22 protein-coding genes are annotated in these 21,800 nt (G+C 32.8%); 18 read left to right on the forward strand and 4 right to left on the reverse strand.

The window, feature by feature from the left end; translation table 11 throughout:
• Positions 1-27 precede the first annotated feature (27 nt).
• From HXZ74_RS14795 to HXZ74_RS14805, 3 genes are read left to right on the forward strand one after another with little or no spacing between them, the layout of a single operon-like run.
• Entirely contained in the window at positions 28-300 is a 273-nt protein-coding gene (locus HXZ74_RS14795) for a hypothetical protein (protein WP_286476085.1), read from the forward strand.
• A complete protein-coding gene (locus HXZ74_RS14800) occupies positions 293-1,075 on the forward strand; it encodes a hypothetical protein (RefSeq protein WP_286476087.1) in 783 nt (260 codons plus the stop codon). Before HXZ74_RS14795 ends, HXZ74_RS14800 begins: the two co-directional genes overlap by 8 nt.
• Positions 1,068-1,844: a hypothetical protein gene (locus tag HXZ74_RS14805; protein WP_286476089.1), complete on the forward strand. Its 777-nt coding sequence runs from the start codon at positions 1,068-1,070 to the stop codon at positions 1,842-1,844. The genes HXZ74_RS14800 and HXZ74_RS14805 overlap by 8 nt, the downstream gene beginning before the upstream one ends.
• Positions 1,845-2,001: 157 nt before the next feature.
• Here HXZ74_RS14805 and HXZ74_RS14810 read toward each other — a convergent pair whose 3' ends face one another.
• The 3 genes from HXZ74_RS14810 to panC form a co-directional block, all read right to left on the reverse strand.
• Positions 2,002-3,021: a lysylphosphatidylglycerol synthase transmembrane domain-containing protein gene (locus HXZ74_RS14810; protein ID WP_286476091.1), complete on the reverse strand. Its 1,020-nt coding sequence runs from the start codon at positions 3,019-3,021 to the stop codon at positions 2,002-2,004.
• 23 nt (positions 3,022-3,044) lie between these two features.
• A complete protein-coding gene (panD, locus tag HXZ74_RS14815) occupies positions 3,045-3,392 on the reverse strand; it encodes an aspartate 1-decarboxylase (RefSeq protein WP_038336011.1) in 348 nt (115 codons plus the stop codon).
• Between the two features lie 85 nt (positions 3,393-3,477).
• Complete coding sequence (panC, locus tag HXZ74_RS14820) at positions 3,478-4,320, reverse strand: pantoate--beta-alanine ligase (protein WP_286476093.1); 843 nt, start codon at positions 4,318-4,320, stop codon at positions 3,478-3,480.
• A gap of 118 nt (positions 4,321-4,438) precedes the next feature.
• On the opposite strand from panC, the gene HXZ74_RS14825 reads away from it, so the two are divergent.
• The 6 genes from HXZ74_RS14825 to HXZ74_RS14850 all read left to right on the forward strand — a co-directional run bounded on the left by HXZ74_RS14825 (position 4,439) and on the right by HXZ74_RS14850 (position 11,612).
• Positions 4,439-5,251 (forward strand): glycogen/starch synthase, encoded by an 813-nt coding sequence (locus HXZ74_RS14825; protein ID WP_114998530.1) that lies wholly within the window; start codon positions 4,439-4,441, stop codon positions 5,249-5,251.
• Between the two features lie 15 nt (positions 5,252-5,266).
• Positions 5,267-6,877 carry a DUF4270 family protein gene (locus HXZ74_RS14830; RefSeq protein ID WP_286476095.1) on the forward strand — a complete coding sequence of 537 codons (1,611 nt, stop codon included), beginning with the start codon at positions 5,267-5,269 and terminating at the stop codon, positions 6,875-6,877.
• 45 nt (positions 6,878-6,922) lie between these two features.
• Positions 6,923-8,770 carry a glutamine--fructose-6-phosphate transaminase (isomerizing) gene (gene glmS, locus HXZ74_RS14835; RefSeq protein ID WP_286476097.1) on the forward strand — a complete coding sequence of 616 codons (1,848 nt, stop codon included), beginning with the start codon at positions 6,923-6,925 and terminating at the stop codon, positions 8,768-8,770.
• A 103-nt stretch (positions 8,771-8,873) separates the two neighbouring features.
• Positions 8,874-9,461 carry a riboflavin synthase gene (locus HXZ74_RS14840; protein ID WP_286476098.1) on the forward strand — a complete coding sequence of 196 codons (588 nt, stop codon included), beginning with the start codon at positions 8,874-8,876 and terminating at the stop codon, positions 9,459-9,461.
• Between the two features lie 2 nt (positions 9,462-9,463).
• The gene (locus tag HXZ74_RS14845; protein ID WP_286476100.1) at positions 9,464-10,912 is read left to right on the forward strand and encodes a sensor histidine kinase; all 1,449 of its coding nucleotides are present in this window, start codon (positions 9,464-9,466) and stop codon (positions 10,910-10,912) included.
• Positions 10,913-10,961: 49 nt separating this feature from the next.
• A complete protein-coding gene (locus HXZ74_RS14850) occupies positions 10,962-11,612 on the forward strand; it encodes a tRNA1(Val) (adenine(37)-N6)-methyltransferase (RefSeq protein ID WP_286476102.1) in 651 nt (216 codons plus the stop codon).
• A gap of 192 nt (positions 11,613-11,804) precedes the next feature.
• Here HXZ74_RS14850 and pckA read toward each other — a convergent pair whose 3' ends face one another.
• Entirely contained in the window at positions 11,805-13,376 is a 1,572-nt protein-coding gene (gene pckA / locus HXZ74_RS14855; protein ID WP_286476104.1) for a phosphoenolpyruvate carboxykinase (ATP), read from the reverse strand.
• A 228-nt stretch (positions 13,377-13,604) separates the two neighbouring features.
• Here pckA and HXZ74_RS14860 point away from each other — a divergent pair, with 228 nt between their 5' ends.
• The 9 genes from HXZ74_RS14860 to HXZ74_RS14900 all read left to right on the forward strand — a co-directional run bounded on the left by HXZ74_RS14860 (position 13,605) and on the right by HXZ74_RS14900 (position 21,797).
• Positions 13,605-13,841 (forward strand): acyl carrier protein, encoded by a 237-nt coding sequence (locus tag HXZ74_RS14860; protein WP_038336002.1) that lies wholly within the window; start codon positions 13,605-13,607, stop codon positions 13,839-13,841.
• Positions 13,842-13,854: 13 nt separating this feature from the next.
• Entirely contained in the window at positions 13,855-15,108 is a 1,254-nt protein-coding gene (gene fabF, locus HXZ74_RS14865; protein WP_038336001.1) for a beta-ketoacyl-ACP synthase II, read from the forward strand.
• On the forward strand, positions 15,108-15,860 hold the full coding sequence (rnc, locus tag HXZ74_RS14870; protein WP_286476106.1) for a ribonuclease III: 753 nt from the start codon (positions 15,108-15,110) through the stop codon (positions 15,858-15,860). Before fabF ends, rnc begins: the two co-directional genes overlap by 1 nt.
• Positions 15,861-15,864: 4 nt before the next feature.
• Positions 15,865-16,323 (forward strand): IPExxxVDY family protein, encoded by a 459-nt coding sequence (locus HXZ74_RS14875; protein WP_280045920.1) that lies wholly within the window; start codon positions 15,865-15,867, stop codon positions 16,321-16,323.
• A 32-nt stretch (positions 16,324-16,355) separates the two neighbouring features.
• On the forward strand, positions 16,356-17,798 hold the full coding sequence (gene pyk, locus HXZ74_RS14880; protein ID WP_286476108.1) for a pyruvate kinase: 1,443 nt from the start codon (positions 16,356-16,358) through the stop codon (positions 17,796-17,798).
• Positions 17,799-17,927: 129 nt separating this feature from the next.
• On the forward strand, positions 17,928-18,920 hold the full coding sequence (locus HXZ74_RS14885) for a mannose-1-phosphate guanylyltransferase (RefSeq protein ID WP_286476110.1): 993 nt from the start codon (positions 17,928-17,930) through the stop codon (positions 18,918-18,920).
• 101 nt (positions 18,921-19,021) lie between these two features.
• The gene (locus HXZ74_RS14890) at positions 19,022-19,441 is read left to right on the forward strand and encodes an adenylyltransferase/cytidyltransferase family protein (RefSeq protein WP_286476112.1); all 420 of its coding nucleotides are present in this window, start codon (positions 19,022-19,024) and stop codon (positions 19,439-19,441) included.
• The gene (locus tag HXZ74_RS14895) at positions 19,441-20,457 is read left to right on the forward strand and encodes an NAD-dependent epimerase/dehydratase family protein (RefSeq protein WP_286476114.1); all 1,017 of its coding nucleotides are present in this window, start codon (positions 19,441-19,443) and stop codon (positions 20,455-20,457) included. Before HXZ74_RS14890 ends, HXZ74_RS14895 begins: the two co-directional genes overlap by 1 nt.
• On the forward strand, positions 20,454-21,797 hold the full coding sequence (locus tag HXZ74_RS14900) for a nucleotide sugar dehydrogenase (RefSeq protein WP_286476115.1): 1,344 nt from the start codon (positions 20,454-20,456) through the stop codon (positions 21,795-21,797). The genes HXZ74_RS14895 and HXZ74_RS14900 overlap by 4 nt, the downstream gene beginning before the upstream one ends.
• The last annotated feature ends 3 nt before the right edge of the window (positions 21,798-21,800 follow it).

A 21,800-nucleotide genomic window follows, 5' to 3' on the forward strand; every position in this document is an offset into this window, starting at 1 on the left:
GGGGTTAATTTACTTGGGTTGTTAAATGTGTTTAAAAGTCCAAAAAAGCGAATAAAAAATCCAGTTCCGATAAAAGTTGTGAAAGAAGATCAATTGTCGGCGTTGCATAAATTTTTTACGACTTATTATTTTGTGAATGATTTGAAAATTCCAGAAGGAAAAATAAACGAGTTTTTGGATTATTGTTATTCAAATTTTGATTTTCCGAAATTGTTGAGAGATAATAATTTTGATGAAATTCTTTTTGTAATTGAAGAACAAGCGTCGATTTATTTAGCAAAAATGAAGAAAAATGAGTAGAATAAAATACCTTATATTATTGAATTTGTTGAGCGTTTTCACATTTGCGCAGACGACTTTGATTACCGGAAAAGTGGTGATTGATGATGGAGTTGCTGGGCAAGATGCGGTGGACAATATTTTGGTGACAAACGAATCGACGAATGCGAAAGCGTTTACAAATGCGAGCGGAATGTTTTCGATTAAGGCGTCTGTTGGAGATGAATTGATTTTTACGCACGATTTTTATATCGAACGAAAAATCAAAATTACATCGGATATTTTAGCAAAAGGAATGTTGACGATTCATTTGAATATTGAAACGATTGAACTTGCTGAAGCGCGAATTAATACGTTAGACAAAAACTTTAAGAACAATATCAAGCTCAAATATGACCAAGTTGATGAAATGTACAAACAGTTGAATTTGGGAATTGATCCGAATTTGCGCTTCAGAAAAATCGATCCTAATGCGACATCAAATATTGGAAGTTTTGGATTATTGAATCCTGCGGCTTGGATTACTGCGATTTCAGGTCAACGTAAGCGAGAAAAAAATCAGTACGAATATTTCAAAAAAGAAGATAGAATCAAAGATTTGGAGAATTATTTTACACCAAATTATTTCATCGAAACATTGAATATTCCAGAAAATAAAGTCAGTGAATATGTAAAGTATTGTTATATTAATTTTGAATTAGATAAATTGGTCACAGCAAATAATTACGACAAAATAACTCAGATTTTAGAGGAGCAAGCGCCGATTTATTTGTCAAAAATCCAAAAGAATGAATAAAATTTTATACGTTATAATTTTTGGTTTGATAAGCACTTTTTCTTTTGCGCAAACAACTTTGATTACAGGAAAAGTGGTGATTGACGATGGTGTTGTTGGACAAGATGCTGTGGATCATATTTTGATTGTGAACGAAATGACTAATGCCAGAGTATTGACAAACGAAAATGGAATGTTTTCGATCAAAGCTTCTGTTGGAGATGAATTGATTTTTACGCACGATTTTTATATCGAACGAAAAATCAAAATTACATCGGATATTTTAGCAAAAGGAATGCTGACGATTCATTTGAATATTGAAACGATTGAACTTGCTGAAGCGCGAATTAATACGTTGGATAGAAATTTTAAGAATAACATCAAGTTAGAACATGGAAAAGTAGATGAAATGTACAAACAGTTGAATTTGGGAATTGATCCTAATTTGCGCTTCCGAAAGATAAATCCTAACATGACTTCTACAATTAATAATAACGGGTTGTTGGATCCTTCTTTGTGGATAGCATCTATTTCTGGGCAAAAGAAAAAAGATAAAAAACAAAACGAGTATTTCAAAAAGGTAGATAAAATCAAAGATTTAGAGAATTATTTCACTTCAAATTATTTCATCGAAAGTTTAAATATTCCAGAAAATAAAGTCACCGATTATGTGCGATATTGTTATGCGAATTTTGAATTAGAAAAACTCGTAAAAGAAAATAAATACGATAAAATCACAGAAATTTTAGAGGAACAAGCACCTAAATATTTGGAAATGATAAAGAAATAAAATGTATATTTAATAAAACTTATTAGTTATGGAATTACTTTTTGTACTATTAGACAATCTTATTTTCTTTCTAATTATGAAAATATTTTATAAAATAAATCCTTGGGAAATCAATAAAATGGTAAAACTTTGGAATCGTAGCTTTGGAGGTATGTAACTATTGTGTAGAATCTCGTCGAATTCGTGCGATTTTGTAAATAGCAATCAATCCAAAACTAATCATCGATATAACTTGAGCCATATAAAGAATTAACCCAAAATAATCGCCAATTGCTCGTCCTTCATGCTGATCTCCACCTTTCGCAAGATAAACAGCCGAAAATGCAATCGACATAATATACGGATAAGCCAAACCGCCCGAAACAGGCAAAATCATTCCCAAAGATCCTGCAATCAAAAGAAATAAACCTTCTGGAATTCCAAAATTTTTGGTGTCTGGAAAAGCGAAGAAAACAAGGAAAGTCATTAAAAAATAACAAATCCAAAGTGCGAAAGAATAAAAGATGAATAAGCCTCTTTTTTCTAATTTCGAGATTGATTTTATACCTTCCCAAAGTCCAAATAGAAAGGTTTTGATTTTTTCAAAAAACTTTAATTGACTAATTTTTTTCCAGAAAATAGCGATTAATCCAATTCCTAAAACAAGAATTCCAATTGCGATGTAATGTTTTAAGAAAGAAGGTTCTGTTGTTGGTTGGTGCGCCTTTTCTTTGTTTCCTAATTCTACAAATTTGATGAATGTTTCATAATTGAAAATAAGTGTTAAACCGAAAAATAATCCCAAAAATAAAACGTCAATTACACGCTCTAAAACTACTGTTCCGAAAGATTTCTCAAACGGGACTTTTTCCATTTTATAGAAACTTGTTGCACGAGCCACTTCGCCACTTCGAGGAATGGTCAAATTCATAAAATATGCAAATGCAATTGCCCAAAAACCAGATGAGGTTTGTGTGTTGTAGCCCATTGGCTTTAGAAGAAGATTCCAACGAGCGGCGCGTATCCAATACGTGAGAATACTGATTGCCATAGATGCAAAAATCCAAAAATAATTGGTTTGTTTTAAAACTTTTGCAACTCGTTCGAAATCAATTTGCTTCACTGTTACCACGACAAAAAATACGGCTAACAATGAAGCAGTGATTAAGAAGAGCGATTGTTTGATCTTACTCTTCATATAAATTATTGAAAATTAATTTCTTAATCTAAACGATTGTTCTCGTTAGGGAAAACAATTGTTGGTTCGTATGTTTTGGCTTCCTCAAACTCCATCATCGCATACGTAATGATGATAACTGTGTCACCAACTTGTACTTTACGCGCTGCAGGTCCATTCAGACAGATTTCGCCACTTCCACGTTTACCTTTTATAATATAAGTTTCAAATCGTTCGCCATTCTCTTGTACCACGATTTGTACTTTCTGACCCACAACCATATTGGCAGCATCTATCAAATCTTCGTCGATTGTAATACTTCCGATGTAGTTTAATTTTGCGTCTGTTACCTTAACTCTATGTATCTTAGAGTGAAAAACTTCTACCATCATAATCTTGCAAAGTTACACTGAACTTATAAATTTCAAAACCTGTTTCAATATTTTTCTATTGATTTGAGAAATTTATTATATTTAATTAAAACTGAATATTATCGATTAAACGTACATCGCCTGCATAAGCAACGACAAATCCACGAATATGTTTGGCATCAGAAAAATGTTCGATTGACAACAAGGTTTCTTCATCTGTGATTTCAAAATATTCTAATTCGAAAGGTGAATTTTTGAATTCATTTTCGACGAAAGCTTTTACTTCAGCAACATCTTTTCCTTCTTTTTTAAGCGTTATAGCTTGTGATAAAATTGAATAAATTTGTGGTGCATCCGAAGTTTGTTGCGTTGATAAACGTGCATTTCTTGAACTAAATGCTAAACCAGAATCTGCTCTGTGAATTGGCATTGGAACAATTTCGACATCTAAATTCTCTTGTTTTACCATTTCTTGAATGATACGAATTTGTTGAAAATCTTTCTCTCCAAAATATGCTCTTGTTGGCTGAACTGCTTTGAATAATTTGCAAACAATTGTAGCTACTCCATCAAAATGTCCAGGGCGAGAAGTGCCTTCCATCACTTGGTCTATTGTACCAAAATCGTAATGTTTTGCACCTTCATTTGTTTCATATAAATCTTCAACAGTAGGCATATAGACAAAATCACAGCCATTTTTCATTAACAATTCTTTATCATTTTCCTCAGTTCGAGGATATTTTGCTAAATCTTCTGGATTATTAAATTGTGTTGGGTTAACAAAAATGCTAACGATTGTGTAATCATTTTGAGCTTTAGAAGCTTTTACTAAAGACATGTGACCTTCGTGTAAAGCGCCCATTGTAGGGATAAATCCAATGGTTTTGTTTTGGTTTTTTAACTCGTCGATTGCGGGAGTTAATTTTTCCTTTTCGTTAAATATAACCATAACACTGATTTGTTAAAAAAAAACTAATATCTCGCAAAGCTACTATAAGCAAATAATATATCAACATTTTTTTGTAAATTTGTGCCTTATTATTCATTAGGAAAAGAGAGTAGAAATTATGGAAGGAAAGCGCATATTGTATGTAACAACAGAAATGGTACCTTACTTTCCTGAAAATCCGATGTCTTCACAAGCATTAGATTTGCCAAAAATCATGCAAAGTAGTGGTGCAGATGTAAGAATCTTTATGCCAAGATTTGGAGCAATTAACGAAAGAAGACACCAATTACACGAAGTAATACGACTTTCAGGTATGAACATGATTATTAATGATTTGGATCAACCATTAATCATTAAAGTCGCTTCTGTTCCAGGAGAAAGACTACAAGTGTATTTTATTGATAACGAAGAATATTTCAAACGTAAAGAAGTTTATGGAGAACATAATGGACTATTTTCTGATAACGACGAACGTTCTATTTTCTTCGCAAAAGGAGTTTTAGAGACAGTAAAAAAATTAAACTGGAAACCAGATGTTGTTCACGTAATGGGTTGGATGTCTAGTTTAGTACCATTGTATCTAAAAAAATATTATTCTGACGATCCTTTCTTTCAAGATGCGAAAGTTGTTGTTTCTTTATTTGACAACGGATTTGAAGGAGAATTAGATAACGAATTAGTTAAAAAATTAGCTTTTGATAAAGTAGAAGCTGATGTACAAACATATTTAGAAAAACCTACACATTTGGGTATGATTCAAGCTTCTTTAGAATATGCTGATGCAGTTGCGAAAGGAGAAGAGATGATTCCAGAAGATGTGAAAAACTATATCAACCAACAAAATATTCCTCTATTAGACTATTGTTCTAAAGAACAAGCAAAAGAAGTTTACAATAACTTTTATCTTGAGGAAGTAATGAACTCTAATTAAAATCTATTTAGATTAATGAAAAAATTTTTGAATGTCCTTTCTGTATCTGTTGCAATGATGATTGGAATGGGAGCAATTGTTTCGTGTGAGAATGAAACACTAGGATTAGATAACAATGTGATTGGAGGTGAGGCAGAAGGAAATGTAAAATCCTTGGATGTTATTGCTTTTAATGCCAATTTTGACACGCTTCGTACAGATAAGTTTGTACTTCAAAATGGAGCTTTTGGTGTGTACAATGAGCCAATTTTTGGTTCTACATCTTCTAAGTTTTATACACAAATTAGACCTTCGTCTATTGGAGATCAAGATTTTGGAACAGAACCTAAAGTAGATTCTGTGAATTTGGTAATTCCAGTTTATTACAGCACGACTAAAGATCCAATTTCTAAAGATACGATCAATCTTTCTAAACCAGGAGAGAAACCAAAAGATACAGATACAATCCAAATTACAACAAAGTATGCAGTTGACTCTTTGTATGGGAATAAGGATTTAACCATGACGTTGAAAATTAAAGACATTCATACAGTTTTATATAAAGACACGAAATATTTTTCAACATTAAGTGGCCTTGAATCTCCAATTTCTGTTAATTCAAGAGTAATCGGAAAAGCTACAATCGGAAAAACAGTAACAGGAAAAGTTGTTAAACTAAAAACTGGAACTTCTAATATTTCTGAGGTTGTTCCTGGTTACAAAGTTTCTTTAGATCCAGATTATTTTGACGAAAAAATTATTAAAAATGCAAAAACAGGATTGCTTTCTGATTACGCAACATTTATTCGTGAAAATATCAAAGGTTTAGAGTTTTCTGTAGAAGAATCAAATGGATTTATTGTCAATTTTAATCCAAACAAGATTGATTTGAATATGTATTATTCTAAAAAGAATCCTACAGAAAAAAAACCAGATGAAAAGGATTATAAAGAGCGTGTAAGTGTTACTTATGCTTTTGATATGACAAATCAGTGGAATTCTGGTACTGCAAATAATGCCAATATTATTGCTTCTCAAATCGTAAATAATACAATAGGGTCTACTTATTCTACAATCAAACCTGATGAAATGAATGGTGATGCAAGATTGTATTTAAGCGGAATGAGTGGAAATTATGCAAAATTAAAATTCAAACAAACGCAATTAGATGAATTAAAATCTGAGATGACAAAAAGTAATATTGTGATTCTTGGAGCAAAATTAAAATTCTATATTGATGGTTCAACTAGTTTTCCAAAACCGCCTTATTTAGTAGCTTGGAATAACTACAAAAAAGATGATAAAGTTATAAATGAATTGTATGCAGACGTTTTAGAATTCTATAATTCATACCCTACATCAGTTCACTTTAATCCTATTGTAAAAGGAGATACGGATTATTATACAATTGATATCACGAAACATCTAAAAAGCATGTTAGAGAAAGGAAATGAGTTTAAAGATCAAACGATGTTTATTACAATAGGTAATTTTATAACATCTGTTAGCGATGCAACTACGATTAATAGTACAAATCCTTATCAAAATGATAGAGCTTATAATCCATACAGAATTGTTTTACATGGAAATAATTCGGAAGTAGCGGATAAAAAGCTGAAATTATTGGTATATTACTCTCAAAAATAGGGCGTATTATATTTAACGAATTTAACTAAAATACTATAAAATATTATGTGTGGAATTGTAGGATATATTGGACATCGCGAAGCGTACCCAATTATTATTAATGGACTAAAAAGACTAGAATATCGTGGATATGATAGTGCAGGTTTAGTTCTTTCTACTGGTACCGATTTTGAATTGGTAAAAACAAAAGGAAAAGTTTCAGATTTAGAAGATAAATCAGCAAATTTAGATAAAACACCTCATTTAGGAATTGGGCATACACGTTGGGCAACACATGGTGTTCCAAATGATGTAAACTCTCATCCTCATATGTCTAATAATGGACGTTTGGTATTGGTTCATAACGGAATTATTGAAAATTATGAATCAATCAAACAATTATTAAAAGACAAAGGGTACGTTTTTCATAGTGATACAGATACAGAAGTTTTAGTAAACTTTATTCAATTATTTCAAGAAGAACAAAACTTAAATTTAACTGATGCAGTTCGTTTAGCTTTGAATGAAGTGATTGGAGCATATGCGATAGCTGTTTTAGATAAAGAAGAAGCAAATACAATTGTTGTAGGACGTTTAGGTTCTCCATTAGCAATTGGTATTGGAGAAAACGAATTTTTTGTTGCTTCTGATGCTTCTCCATTTATCGAATTTACAAAAGATGCGGTTTATTTGGAAGATGGTGACATGGCAACAATTACTTTAGACAAAGAAGTTGATGTACGCACAATCCAAAATAACGAAGCGGTTTCTTTAGATGTTCAAGAGTTACAATTAAATATCGAAGCGATTGAAAAAGGTGGTTACGAGCATTTCATGTTAAAAGAAATCAACGAACAACCTCGTTCTATTCGTGATACAATGCGTGGACGTTTATTAGTAGACGAAGGCGTTATCAAAATGGCTGGTATTTGGGATCATCAAGAAAAATTCTTGAATGCAAAACGTATCATCATTGTTGCTTGTGGAACTTCTTACCACGCAGGTTTGGTTGCAGAATATATGATCGAAGATTTCGCTCGTATTCCTGTAGAAGTAGAATATGCCTCTGAGTTCCGTTACCGTAATCCAATCATCAATAAACACGATGTCGTGATTGCAATTTCTCAATCAGGAGAAACGGCAGATACATTAGCAGCGCTTAAATTAGCAAAAGAGGCTGGAGCATTTATCTTCGGAATTAATAATGTTGTAGGTTCTTCTATTGCTCGTATTACAGATGCAGGTGCTTATACACACGCAGGACCAGAAATTGGTGTTGCATCAACAAAAGCATTTACAGCTCAGTTAACAATTTTAGCATTGATTGCCTTAAAATTAGGTAAACACAATGGAGAATTATCAACAGAAAAATTCACGTTGTTAACACGCGAATTAGAGCGTATTCCAGATTTAGTTCAACAAATTTTAGACAACTGTGAAGGGGTTGTTGATCAAATCGCAGAAAAATACAAAGACAACAGAAATGCAATTTATTTAGGACGTGGATATAACTATCCATCAGCTTTAGAAGGAGCATTAAAATTGAAAGAAATTTCATATATCCACGCAGAAGGTTATCCAGCAGCAGAAATGAAGCACGGACCAATCGCCTTATTGGATGAAAATATGCCAGTTATTGTTATTGCAACGAAAAAAGGTTATTACGAAAAAGTAGTTTCTAACATTCAAGAAATTAAATCACGTAGTGCTAAAGTAATTGCAATCGTTAATGATGGTGATGAGCAAGTAACTTCTATGGCAGATGATTACGTAGTAATTCCAGAAACAGCAGAAGAATTCTCTCCAATCTTAACAGCTATTCCATTGCAATTATTATCGTACTGGATTGCCGTTAAATTAGGTAAGAATGTAGATCAGCCTCGTAACTTGGCAAAATCTGTTACTGTAGAGTAAAAATTATTACTGAGTTAATATATTTAAGGGATGATGTTTTAAAATCATCCCTTTTTCATTTTATAAGTTTAAATTAATTATTATTTTCACCAAAAATAACATCATGTTTACAGGAATCGTAGAAGGAGTAGGAAAGCTTATAAAAGCAGAGAAAGAGCAATCTAATTTACATTTATGGATTGAGGCTGATTTTTGTGATGAATTAAAAATTGATCAAAGTGTTGCACATAATGGAGTTTGTTTAACAGTTGTTGATTTCAAAGATGGGCTTTACAAAGTCACTGCTATAGAGGAAACGCTACAAAAAACAAATTTTAACACATTAAAAAACGGTGATTTAATCAATTTAGAACGATGTTTGCAATTCAATGGTCGTATCGATGGTCACATTGTGCAGGGTCATGTAGATCAAACCGGAAAAATTGTTTCGATAGAAAACCAAAATGGTAGCTTTTTTGTTACAGTAGAATATGATGAAGCATCGTCTGGAAATGTTACAGTAGAAAAAGGTTCGATTTGTCTTAACGGAATTAGTTTAACAGTTGTTGACAGTAAAGTAGGGCAGTTTTCGGTTGCAATTATTCCATATACTTGGGAGTTTACAAACCTTAATCAAGTGAAAGTGGGCGATACAATGAATTTAGAATTTGATATCTTAGGAAAATACGTCAAAAGATTATTCCAACAATAAAAATGATTAGAAAAAAAAATAACCTATCGCTACCCGTTCGTATTATCATTTATATGGTATCGATTTTGTTATTTACAGCAGGCGCTATCTTGTTGATTACTGCCAATCATTTTAATGAACAAACAAAACAATATCACGAAGATATTCTCAAACGAAAAGTTAGAGCGGTAGAGTCTGCGATAGATTATGAAATGGATAATTATCCTGGAATTGCAACCAAAGATAATATTCATGAGATTTTAGAAGATGGTTTTCTTCGCATCGGTGATATTAATAAAACCGATATTGTAATTTATGATTTACGTGGTAATAAAATTTTAACCACTCAGCCGGTTTCAACGACTTATAATGTTTTACCTCAGAAAATATTAGACCAACTACAAAAATCAAATGATTTTATTGTAACGAATAAAGATACAGCCGACGACAATAATGTTTATTCGTCTTATAGTAATATCAAAAATTATTACAACGAAAATATTGCTGTTCTCTGTCTACCTTATCAATCTAACCAAGATTTTTTACAACAAGACATGTTTACATTAATTGGTAGTTATGGATTGGCTTTTGGAGTTATTCTTTTGTTTGGAACATTTGCGGTCTATTTTGTTACTAAACGTACGCTTAATAAACTTTGGTCGTTTGCAGATCGGATTCGAGAAACAGAAGTTATTGTAAACAATATGCCGATTCGTTACGATGGTAACGATGAAATAAAGGTTCTGGTAGATTCTTATAATGATATGTTGTACCGATTGCGGGAACAATCAGATTTATTAGCTAAGCAAGAACGTGAAGAAGCATGGCGAGATTTTGCGAAACAAGTTGCGCATGAAGTCAAGAATCCATTAACACCAATGCGATTAATGCTACAGAATTTTATGCGAAAATTTGATGTAAATGATCCAAATCTTGAAGAAAAAACAATGCGTACAGGTAATATTTTATTGCAACAAATTGACACCATTTCTGCGATTGCCGAAGCTTTTTCAGATTTTGCTAAAATGCCTTCTCGTAACGATGAAAAAATCGATGTAGTTGATGTTATAAAAAACACGCTTTATGTTTTTCCAATGGAGTTTATCGAATTTAATTATTCTCCAAACATCATCATGATGCGTTTTGATAAACAATATTTGAATCGAATTATTACAAATATTACAAAAAATGCGTTTCAATCTATTCCACAATCTCGTATTGCGAAAGTTAAAGTAGATGTGTTTTTAGTAGGAGGTTTCTTACATCTAACCATTCAAGATAATGGGGATGGAATTCCTGTCGAATCGCAAGATTCTATTTTTGTTCCAAAGTTTACAACAAAGAATAGTGGAATGGGAATTGGTTTACCAATGGTCAAAAAAATTATTGACGATTATGACGGATCAATTCGTTTCGAAACCGAAATTTCTGTCGGTACAACATTCTACATTTTGATTCCTTACAATGAATAGAAAACCTTTTCGATTCAAACAATTCGAAATTTTTCAAGATAAAACCGCAATGAAAGTAGGCACAGATGGTGTTTTACTTGGCGCTTGGGCTGATTTAAAAAGTGGAAATACTATTTTAGACATTGGTACAGGAACTGGATTAATTTCGTTGATGTTAGCGCAACGTTTTCCTCTTTCTATGATTGAGGCAATAGAAATTGATAACGATGCTTTTTTACAAGCAAAAGAAAATTTCGAGAATGCATCTTTTTCAGATCGATTAACCATTTTTAATTCATCGCTTCAAGATTATTCAACCAATAAAAAATATGATTTGATTGTCAGTAATCCACCTTTTTTTGTGGTGAATGATACTGTTGATTTTGATGCGCGTAAACAAGCACGCCAGCAAGAAACCTTGACTTTCGAAGAATTAATAAAAAAAACTGCCGAATTACTACAAAAAGACGGATTAGCGAGTTTTATAATTCCATACGATCAAATGGGTGATTTTTGTATGATAACGGCTCAAAACGCTTTAAAATTATCTAGAGTTGTTTATATCAAAGGGAATTCGACAACGGTTACAAAACGTGTGTTGTTAGAATTTAGTTTTCATGAAAAAGATATACAAGAAAAAGAATTAATTATCGAAGTCGATCGTCATCAATACACAGAAGATTATATCGATTTAACAAAAGACTTTTACTTGAAAATGTAATTTTCATCAAAGACGAAAAACTATGAGTAAACTACTGATTTTTTATCAAATAATCATCAATTTCTATGTGTCTATGTGGAAAATTATTCAAAGTATAAAAACATAAAAAAAACCGAGCAATTTGCTCGGTTTTGTATTTATTTCTGATTTTCAAAATGAGTTAAAAACTCATTCTCAACCTCAATCTTAACCTTAAATAGTTGGTCCACCAGCTAATAAATCAGCAGTTGCAAACTCTTCAAATTTCTTGAAGTTCGCTTTGAATTTATCTGCTAATTCTTTCGCATTTGCTTCGTATGCTGCTGTAGAATCAAAAGAAGTCGCTGGACTTAATTTTTCTGAAGCAACACCTTCGATTGCAACTGGAACTTCAAATCCGAAATAAGGATCTTTTTTGAATTCAGCGTTGTTCAAATCTCCGTTTAAAGCTGCATTGATAACCGCACGTGTATCTTTTAAAGACATACGCTCTTTTTTACCATTCCAACCTGTATTGATTAACCAAACATTTACTCCCGTTTTCTCAACTTTATCGCTCAACATTTCAGCATATTTAGTTGGATGTAACGGCATAAATGGCGCACCAAAACATGTAGAGAATGTAGTTTGAGGCTCTGTAACACCAGCTTCTGTACCAGCAACTTTAGATGTATATCCTGAGATAAATAAGTAAGCCGCTTGATCTGGGTTTAATTTTGCAATTGGAGGGAAAACTCCGTAAGCATCAAACGATAAGAAGAAAATATTTTTAGGATTTTTTCCTACAGATGGAACTGCAATATTTTCGATATAATCAATTGGATAAGAAACACGTGTATTTTCTGTGATAGATGTATCTGTAAAATCAACCTCGTTAGTTCCTGGAATTAATTTACAGTTTTCTAATAAAGCTCCGTCTTTGATCGCTGCAAAAATTTCTGGCTCACCTTCTGGAGATAAGTTAATTACTTTAGCATAACAACCACCTTCAAAATTGAAAACCGTATTGTCTTCTGTCCATCCGTGCTCATCATCACCAATTAAACGTCTGTTTTTGTCTGCTGATAAAGTTGTTTTTCCTGTACCAGATAAACCAAAGAACATTGCTGTATCTCCGTTTTCACCTGAGTTAGCAGAACAGTGCATTGGTAAAGTATTTCTAAATACTGGCATGATGAAGTTTAAGGCAGAGAAAATACCTTTTTTCATTTCTCCTGTATAACCAGTTCCTCCGTTTAAAACGATTTTACGTTTAAAGTTTAAGATAGAGAAATTGTGTTGTCTTGTTCCATCTTCATCTGCATCAGCTATAAAAGTTGGCGCATTGATAATTGTCCATTCAGAATCACCAAAGTTTTTTAATTCTTCTTCCGTTGGACGAATAAACATGTTATAGATAAATAAATTAGCCGCAGGAGTTTCTGTAATTGCTCTAATTTTTGTTTTGTAAGAATCATCAGCACAAGCAAAAGCATCACGTACATAAATTTCGCGGTTGCTTAAATGCTCAACAACTTTATCATACAAAGCATCAAATTTATCAGAATCGAAAGGAATATTGATGTTTCCATCCCACCAAACGTTTTCTGCAGTAATATCATCTTTTACAATAAAACGGTCTTTAGGAGAACGTCCTGTAAATTCTCCTGTTAACATATTTACTGCTCCAGAAGATGTAATTTCTCCTTGTCCTAGCTCTACCATTTTCTCCGTAAGCTCTTGAGGAGATAATTGATAGTTAATTTTGGAATTTTTTATTCCGTAAGATGCCAATTCTATGCTCATTTTTGTGATTTTTATAGTATTTTAAAATATTAAAGGTAAAAACTTTGGACAAAGTTACAATAAAAAGAAGCGTGAAAAATTTGACTTATGTCATTCACTTAAACGTTTTCGTGAATATTTATTCACCATATATTTGCAAGTTCTTATGCGTGCATATAAAAAAAAGCTTGTATTTAATATAAGTTTTATATTTTTGCACTAGTTTACAACAATTAAAATTAGAAAATTATGTCTGACATTACATCAAGAGTGAAAGCAATTATCGTAGATAAATTAGGAGTTGACGAAAGCGAAGTTACGCTAGAAGCAAGTTTCACTAACGATTTAGGAGCTGATTCATTAGACACAGTAGAATTAATCATGGAATTCGAAAAAGAATTTGATATCCAAATTCCAGACGATCAAGCAGAAAAAATTTCTACTGTAGGTCAAGCTGTAACATACATCGAAGACTTAAACAAGTAATAGTTCCTATTTTATGGAATTAAAAAGAGTAGTAGTAACAGGTTTAGGCGCGCTAACACCAATCGGAAATACATACCAAGAATATTGGAATGGATTAGTGAATGGTGTAAGTGGCGCTGCGCCTATTACGCTTTTTGACGCAACTCTTTTTAAGACACAATTTGCTTGTGAGATCAAGAACTTCAATATTGAAGATCATTTTGATCGTAAAGAGGCAAGAAAAATTGACCGTTGTGCCCAATTGGGAATTATTGCAGCTAGAGAGGCAATAAAACACAGTGGAATCTTAGAAGATGCAAATGTAAACAAAGAGCGTATCGGCGTTATATGGGGATCTGGTATCGGTGGAATTAAAACTTTTGAAGAAGAAGTTTCTAATTACGCAACAGGAAATGGAACACCACGTTTCAATCCTTTCTTTATCCCTAAGATGATTGCAGATATCACGCCTGGTCATATTTCAATGGAATTTGGTCTTATGGGACCTAATTATACAACTGTTTCGGCATGTGCCTCTTCTACAAACGCAATTATTGATGCTTACATGTTATTAAGACTTGGAAAAGCTGATGCAATTGTTGCAGGAGGGTCAGAAGCTGCGATTACAGCTGCAAGTATTGGAGGTTTCAATGCATTACATGCGTTATCTACACGAAATGATGATCCGCAAACTGCTTCTCGTCCATTCGATAAAGACCGCGATGGTTTTGTAATGGGAGAAGGAGCTGGAAGTATTATTTTAGAAGAATACGAACATGCAATTGCACGTGGCGCTACAATTTATGCAGAATTAGTAGGAACAGGAATGACAGCAGATGCTCACCATATTACAGCACCACATCCAGAAGGATTAGGCGCACTTAATGTGATGAGAGAGGCTTTATTAGACGCAAATATCAATGTAGAAGATGTAGATCATATTAATATGCATGGAACATCTACACCATTAGGTGATATTGCAGAATCTAAAGCAATTCAAAAATTATTTGGAGAACATGCTTATAATATTCAAATCAATTCAACAAAATCTATGACTGGTCACTTATTAGGTGGTGCAGGAATTATTGAAGCGATTTCGGCTATTGGAGCAATCAATAACAGTATCGTTCCACCAACAATTAATCATTTTACGGATGATGAAAATCTTGATCCGAAAATCGATTATACATTTAACAAAGCAAAAGAGAAAAATGTAGATTATGCATTGAGTAATACTTTTGGTTTCGGTGGTCACAATGCTTGTGTGATATTTAAGAAGTATAAGTAATGTCTTTCTTAAAAAAATTATTTTCTTTTAAAAATCATCGTGATGATTCAAATTCATCTGATCCTTTTTTGAAATTTTTGAAGTCGATTTTGGGTTATACTCCTCGCAATGTTGAGGTTTTTAAAGAAGCATTTACCCATAGATCTGCACAGAAAAAAGATGAGAACGGAAACAGTATAAACTTTGAAAGATTAGAGTTTTTAGGAGATGCATTACTTGGTGCTTCTGCAGCAATGCACTTATACTACAAAGCGCCAGATCAACAAGAAGGTTATTTAACAAAAATGCGCTCTAAAATTGTTTCGCGTAAACAATTAAATGCCGTTTCCAAACAACTTGGATTGTTAGATTATTTGGACCCAATGAACAATCACAACAATTTGGGTGAAGACGTAAATGGTGATATGTTGGAAGCTTTAATTGGTGCAATTTATGTTGATGGAGGCATAGATGCTGTACAAAAATTTATTCAAGTCAAAATTATTGACCCTTATGCGGATTTAGATCGTTTGGAACACACGATTACAAGTCATAAATCGTTGATTTTGGAATGGAGTCAAAAAACGAGAAATACGATAAGATTCAATACATTTGAGGAGCAAAACGCAGAAGATTTGCAGGTTTTTGTATCAGTAATCCGTCTCAATGATAAAGTCATCTCGAAAGGGAGAGGAACTTCTAAAAAGAAAGCGGAAGAAAGCGCAGCAAAACGCGCCTACTATTCGCTACAAAAGAAAATAGAAAAAGTTTAGAAACATGGCAGAATTACTCTTATATGATGATTGGATAGATTTTCATCTCATAGGCGTAAATTCTAGTTTTAACACTTCTACACAATTTATTTTCCATCTCAACTCTACTTTTGATACGCGTTTTGAGCGTATTCACGATTTGGATATTCGGTTAGATGAGCATACTTATTTTTTCGAAACCTATCAATGGTTAGACGAAGCAAATAAAATAGATTATCATATCATTAAAAATACACCAAATCAATCCGATTTTAAAAAAAATGAAGTAGATTTATCAAATCTTTTCAAAGAGAGCGTTATTCTTGTGCCAAATTACAAGGATTGCAATTATGTTGTAAAAATCTCTGGTTGGGAAGATGAACTACAATATCTTCAACTACCATTTGTAGAAAAAGATTTTATAAAAACGATCAAAAAAATAGATATCGATTTGATTAGCAATGCGGATCAATTGGTTTTCTAACAAAATATTGTGCATAAAAAAAGGGAAAAATTATGATTTACGATAGACAATATCTTAAAAAGACAAAAATTGTCGCGACTTTAGGTCCGGCAACAGAAAGTCCAGAGATTTTATTAGAAATGATGAGAAAAGGAACAGATGTGTTCCGTATCAACTTTTCGCACGCAGACTATGCGGATGTGAAACGTAAGATTGAAACAATTCATCAATTAAATAACGATCATGGCTACAATACAGCAATTTTAGCGGATTTACAAGGACCTAAATTGCGTATTGGAAAAATGGAACACGAAGATTTTATCATCAATCCAGGAGAAATTTTAACTTTCACAAACGAAGATGTTGTAGGAACGAAAGAAAAAGTTTTTATGACGTACAAAAAGTTTGCGCAAGATGTGCAAGTGGGAGAAAATATTTTGATTGATGACGGAAAATTAATCTTCAAAGTAATCGAGACAAACGGAACAGATATTGTAAAAGCAGAAACGATTCAAGGAGGTCCGCTACGTTCTAAAAAAGGAGTTAACTTACCAAATACCAATATTTCTTTACCTGCTCTAACAGAAAAAGATAAAGAAGATGCAAAATTCGCAATCGAAAATCGTGTCGATTGGTTTGCATTATCTTTCGTTCGTTCTGGACAAGATGTAAAAGATTTATCAGAATTTATCAAAGAACATGGAACAGTAAAAATTCCAATTATCTCTAAAATTGAAAAACCAGAAGCATTAGAAAATATCGATGATATTTTAGAATTTTCTGATGGATTAATGGTTGCTCGTGGAGATTTAGGAGTTGAGGTTCCGTTTGAAATCGTTCCAAAAGCGCAAAAACAATTAATTGACAAAGCGAAATTAGCTCGTAAACCAGTTATTGTTGCAACGCAAATGATGGAAACAATGATTTCTAGTTTGACACCAACTCGTGCGGAGGTTTCTGACGTAGCGAATGCAGTTTTTGATGGAGCAGATGCGGTAATGTTATCTGGAGAAACTTCTGTAGGACAATATCCTGTACAAGTTATCGAGAAAATGACGAAGATTCTTCAAACTGTTGAAGATGATGATCACGTACATGTACCAGAACACAAACCAAAGATCAAAAACGAACGTTTCGTAACTGATATGGTTTGTTATAATGCAGCTAGAATGGCAGAAGATACAGGAGCGAAAGCAATTGCAACTTTAACGTATTCTGGTTATACAGCTTTCCAAATTTCTTCTCATCGTCCAAATTCATTTATTTTGGTTTTCAATCCAAGTAAACGTATTAACCGTATGTTGAATTTGTTATGGGGAGTAAAAGCTATCAATTACGATCCTCGCGATACTTCTACCGATCAAACGGTTACAGAGGTAAATATCTTAGCGAAAAATGAGGGTTATGTAGAATATGGTGATTATATCATCAATCTGAATGCAATGCCAGCATTTGAGAAAGGAATTACCAATACACTACGTATTTCGATGATTTAATAAAATCAATACCAATACTTTAAAGCGTTCAATTTTGAACGCTTTTTTTGTGTTTAAAAGAAAAATCATAATAGAATGTTATGATATAGTAGTTTTTAATATCTTTACGAGTTCGAATTAGAAGAATTTATGTGTATTTATAATGTGATCTTATCTGGTGGTGTTGGGAGTAGACTTTGGCCACTTTCACGAAAAAGTCATCCAAAACAATATTTACCTCTGTTTAATGGGCAATCTTTATTTGAGTTAACGATTCAACGTAACCGTCCAATTGCTGATAAATTAATGGTGATTGGGAATAAAGATAATGACCATTTAAGTCAAGAAGTACTTGATAAAATGAATGTTGAATACACGAAAATTGTAGAAGCTGTTCCACGTAATACTGCAGCGGCAATTGCATTTGCAGCTTTAGCAGTTGAGGATGATGATATTCTAATTGTGACACCATCTGATCATTTGATCGAAGATATGGAAGCGTATCAAGTTGCAATGAAAAAAGCGATTGCGTTAGCACAAAATGACTATATCGTCACATTTGGAGTGCATCCAACTCGTCCAGAAACAGGGTATGGCTATATTGAGCACAAAGGAGATAACGTACTTTCTTTCCGCGAAAAGCCCAACCATATTACGGCGCAAGATTTTATCGAGCAAGGAAATTTTTTGTGGAACAGTGGGATGTTTTGTTTCAAGGCGAGAATTTTACTGAAAGAATTAAAGAAATTTGAGAAAGAAATTTACGAAGCGTCTAAAATAGCATGGTCTGAAAATATGAACGGAGAATTGAACGAAGAACTTTCAATGAATATTCCATCAAATAGTATCGATTATGCCGTAATGGAACGAAGCAAGAAGATAAAAGTAGTTCCAGCAAAATTTGTTTGGAATGATTTAGGTTCTTTCGAATCGTTGTATGATTATTTTGTGATGAACGGTCATTATGTCGATCGTAATGGAAACATGGTGATTGGGACAGATGTGTATACTTCTTTTGTTGGTTTACAAAACACCATTTTTGTGAATACCCCAACCGCGAATTTAATTCTACAAAAAGAATATTCGCAGGAAGTAAAGAATGTTTATACGCATTTAGAAAAAAGAAATTCTGAATTAATTTAAATATTTAGCACACGATTTGAGTGCTTTTTTTATGTCATAAAAGCTTAAAATTAATTCAATATAAATCCTTAAATTTGTCGTTCCAACAATATTATTATAAAATGACAACGGGAATTACATTCGGTATATTTGACCTTCTTCATGCAGGTCATGTAATGATGCTCGAAGAAGCCAAAAGACAATGCGATTACTTGATTGTAGGACTTAATACTGATCCTGCAGCAGTAGACCCTTCAAAAAATAGCCCTACTCAATCCATCGTAGAGCGCTATATTCAATTAGAAGGTTGTCGATATGTCGACGAAATTATTCCATACGAAACCGAACAAGATTTGTTTGATATGTTAAGTGCTTTGCCTGTAAATGTTAGAATTATAGGGGAAGAATACCGAAATATCGACTTTACGGGAAAACAATATTGTTTAGATAATCATATTCAAATTTACTACAACAAGCGTACACACCGCTTCTCTAGTTCAGGATTAAGAAAAGTAGTTGCGACTTCTGAAAAGGAGAAATAATGAAAACAGTATTCATAACTGGTGTAGCTGGTTTCATAGGTTACCATTTAGCTGAAAAATTAATCGAAAAAAACATCAAAGTTGTTGGAATTGATAACATTAATGATTATTACACTATTCAGTTAAAATATGATCGATTAAAAGAATTAGGAATCAATCAAGAATTTGCTTCAAATTTTGGGCAGAAAGTTCTTTCTTCTAAACACGAAGAAAAGATGATTTTCTATCGAATGAATTTAGAAGATAAAGAGTCATTGGCTCAACTTTTTAAAACATATTCGTTTGATGCGGTTGTTAATATGGCAGCTCAGGCTGGTGTTCGGTATAGTATCGAAAATCCTGATGCCTATGGACAAAGTAATTTGGTTGGTTTTCTAAATATTTTAGAATGTTGCCGAAATTATAACGTCAAAAAATTACTGTACGCAAGTAGTTCAAGTATTTACGGAAACTCTTCTGATGTTCCTTTTTCAACAAATCAAAACGTTGATCATCCTATTAGTTTATACGCAGCAACCAAAAAGGCAAATGAATTGATGGCTCATGCGTATAGTCATTTGTACGATTTCCAAACGATAGGTTTACGTTTTTTTACCGTTTATGGACCTTGGGGAAGACCAGATATGGCCATGTTTTTGTTTACAGATGCTATTTTGAATCATCAACCTTTAAAAGTTTTTAATCACGGCGATTTGTCACGTGATTTCACTTACATTGATGATATTATTCAAGGAATAGACAAAATACTTGAAGATAAAAATATTAAAGAAAAATACCAATTATACAATATTGGGAATAGTAAACCTGTTCAATTAATGGATTTTATCAAAGAAGTTGAGCTTTCGACAGGTGAAAAAGCTATTTTAGAAATGTATCCGATGCAAGCAGGAGATGTCAATCAAACATGGGCTGATGTCCAAGAGTTGAAAGATAAATTTGGTTATAATCCTAATTATCCTGTTGACAAAGGAGTGTATAACTTTGTACAATGGTACAGAAAATATTATAATAAATGAATCAACAACATAAAATAGCAGTAATTGGCTTAGGGTACGTAGGTTTACCTTTGGCTCGATTATTTGCAACAAAATACCCTGTTGTTGGGTTTGATATCAATCAGAAACGTATTGCTGAATTAAATAATGGAGTAGATTCAACTTTAGAAATTGAGAATAATGTTTTACAAAATGTTTTAGTTAAACAAAATCCTTTTAATTCACATTCTGACCTTGTCGAAGAATCTCAAAACGGATTGTTTTGCTCTTCGAATACAGAAGATATTAGAGATGCGACAATTTATGTGGTAACCGTTCCTACGCCAGTGGACAAAAATAATCGACCAGACTTGACTCCTTTGAAAAAAGCTTCGGTAACGGTAGGTAAAGTGTTGAAAACAAATGATATTGTTATTTACGAATCAACGGTTTATCCAGGTGTTACAGAAGAAGAATGTATTCCAGTATTGGAACATTTTTCGGGATTGAAATTTAACCAAGATTTTTATGCAGGATATTCGCCAGAGCGAATTAATCCAGGCGATAAAAAACATACGGTTGAGAAAATTTTAAAAGTAACATCAGGTTCAACGCCAGAAATTGGAAAAATTGTTGACGATTTATATCAATCCGTAATTGTTGCAGGGACGCATTTAGCACCGACAATCAAGGTTGCAGAAGCATCGAAAGTCATCGAAAATTCGCAACGTGATATCAATATTGCTTTTATTAACGAATTATCAAAGATTTTTTCGCTAATGGATATTGATACCAATGACGTATTAGAAGCTGCTGGAACAAAATGGAATTTTTTACCATTCAAACCAGGTTTGGTTGGTGGACATTGTATTGGTGTTGATCCATTTTATTTGGCTCAAAAAGCACAAGAAATTGGATATTATTCTGAATTAATTTTAGCAGCAAGACGATTAAATGATTCTATGGGAGCCTTTGTAGCTTCTCAGGTTGTTAAATTGTTAATTCACAACGATATCAAAGTAAAAGGCGCAAAAATTCTCAATTTAGGAATTACCTTTAAAGAAAATTGCCCTGATATTCGAAATTCAAAAGCAATTGATGTGATTCATGCTTTAGAAGAATATGGAATAGAGGTGACAACGTTAGATCCTTGGGCTAACCCAGATGAGGTAAACCATGAATACGGAATAACTTTTTGTAATACATGGGATCAGGTTTTCCAGTTCACCAATTCACAAGTTCGCCAATTCGACGCCATCATTCTAACAGTATCACACGACGAATTTTTAAATCTTCAGTTAACGGATTATTTAAAAGAAAATGGTGTGATTTATGATGTAAAAGGGGCTTTGCCTAAAGAAGAAGTTGATAAACGACTATAAAAA

Source organism: Empedobacter sp. R750, from assembly GCF_030324345.1.
GTDB classification, from domain to species: domain Bacteria; phylum Bacteroidota; class Bacteroidia; order Flavobacteriales; family Weeksellaceae; genus Empedobacter; species Empedobacter falsenii_C.

What these genes read in the sequence shown, in the direction of transcription:
- HXZ74_RS14890 (WP_286476112.1), top strand. Translation starts at nt 19,022, where the DNA reads ATGACAACGGGAATTACATTCGGTATATTTGACCTTCTTCATGCAGGT.
- HXZ74_RS14875 (WP_280045920.1), top strand. Translation starts at nt 15,865, where the DNA reads ATGGCAGAATTACTCTTATATGATGATTGGATAGATTTTCATCTCATA.
- HXZ74_RS14840 (WP_286476098.1), top strand. Translation starts at nt 8,874, where the DNA reads ATGTTTACAGGAATCGTAGAAGGAGTAGGAAAGCTTATAAAAGCAGAG.
- HXZ74_RS14895 (WP_286476114.1), top strand. Translation starts at nt 19,441, where the DNA reads ATGAAAACAGTATTCATAACTGGTGTAGCTGGTTTCATAGGTTACCAT.
- HXZ74_RS14810 (WP_286476091.1), bottom strand. Translation starts at nt 3,021, where the DNA reads ATGAAGAGTAAGATCAAACAATCGCTCTTCTTAATCACTGCTTCATTG.
- HXZ74_RS14830 (WP_286476095.1), top strand. Translation starts at nt 5,267, where the DNA reads ATGAAAAAATTTTTGAATGTCCTTTCTGTATCTGTTGCAATGATGATT.
- rnc (WP_286476106.1), top strand. Translation starts at nt 15,108, where the DNA reads ATGTCTTTCTTAAAAAAATTATTTTCTTTTAAAAATCATCGTGATGAT.
- HXZ74_RS14845 (WP_286476100.1), top strand. Translation starts at nt 9,464, where the DNA reads ATGATTAGAAAAAAAAATAACCTATCGCTACCCGTTCGTATTATCATT.
- HXZ74_RS14860 (WP_038336002.1), top strand. Translation starts at nt 13,605, where the DNA reads ATGTCTGACATTACATCAAGAGTGAAAGCAATTATCGTAGATAAATTA.
- panD (WP_038336011.1), bottom strand. Translation starts at nt 3,392, where the DNA reads ATGATGGTAGAAGTTTTTCACTCTAAGATACATAGAGTTAAGGTAACA.
- HXZ74_RS14885 (WP_286476110.1), top strand. Translation starts at nt 17,928, where the DNA reads ATGTGTATTTATAATGTGATCTTATCTGGTGGTGTTGGGAGTAGACTT.
- panC (WP_286476093.1), bottom strand. Translation starts at nt 4,320, where the DNA reads ATGGTTATATTTAACGAAAAGGAAAAATTAACTCCCGCAATCGACGAG.
- fabF (WP_038336001.1), top strand. Translation starts at nt 13,855, where the DNA reads ATGGAATTAAAAAGAGTAGTAGTAACAGGTTTAGGCGCGCTAACACCA.
- HXZ74_RS14805 (WP_286476089.1), top strand. Translation starts at nt 1,068, where the DNA reads ATGAATAAAATTTTATACGTTATAATTTTTGGTTTGATAAGCACTTTT.
- HXZ74_RS14800 (WP_286476087.1), top strand. Translation starts at nt 293, where the DNA reads ATGAGTAGAATAAAATACCTTATATTATTGAATTTGTTGAGCGTTTTC.
- HXZ74_RS14850 (WP_286476102.1), top strand. Translation starts at nt 10,962, where the DNA reads ATGAAAGTAGGCACAGATGGTGTTTTACTTGGCGCTTGGGCTGATTTA.
- pyk (WP_286476108.1), top strand. Translation starts at nt 16,356, where the DNA reads ATGATTTACGATAGACAATATCTTAAAAAGACAAAAATTGTCGCGACT.
- pckA (WP_286476104.1), bottom strand. Translation starts at nt 13,376, where the DNA reads ATGAGCATAGAATTGGCATCTTACGGAATAAAAAATTCCAAAATTAAC.
- HXZ74_RS14825 (WP_114998530.1), top strand. Translation starts at nt 4,439, where the DNA reads ATGGAAGGAAAGCGCATATTGTATGTAACAACAGAAATGGTACCTTAC.
- glmS (WP_286476097.1), top strand. Translation starts at nt 6,923, where the DNA reads ATGTGTGGAATTGTAGGATATATTGGACATCGCGAAGCGTACCCAATT.
- HXZ74_RS14900 (WP_286476115.1), top strand. Translation starts at nt 20,454, where the DNA reads ATGAATCAACAACATAAAATAGCAGTAATTGGCTTAGGGTACGTAGGT.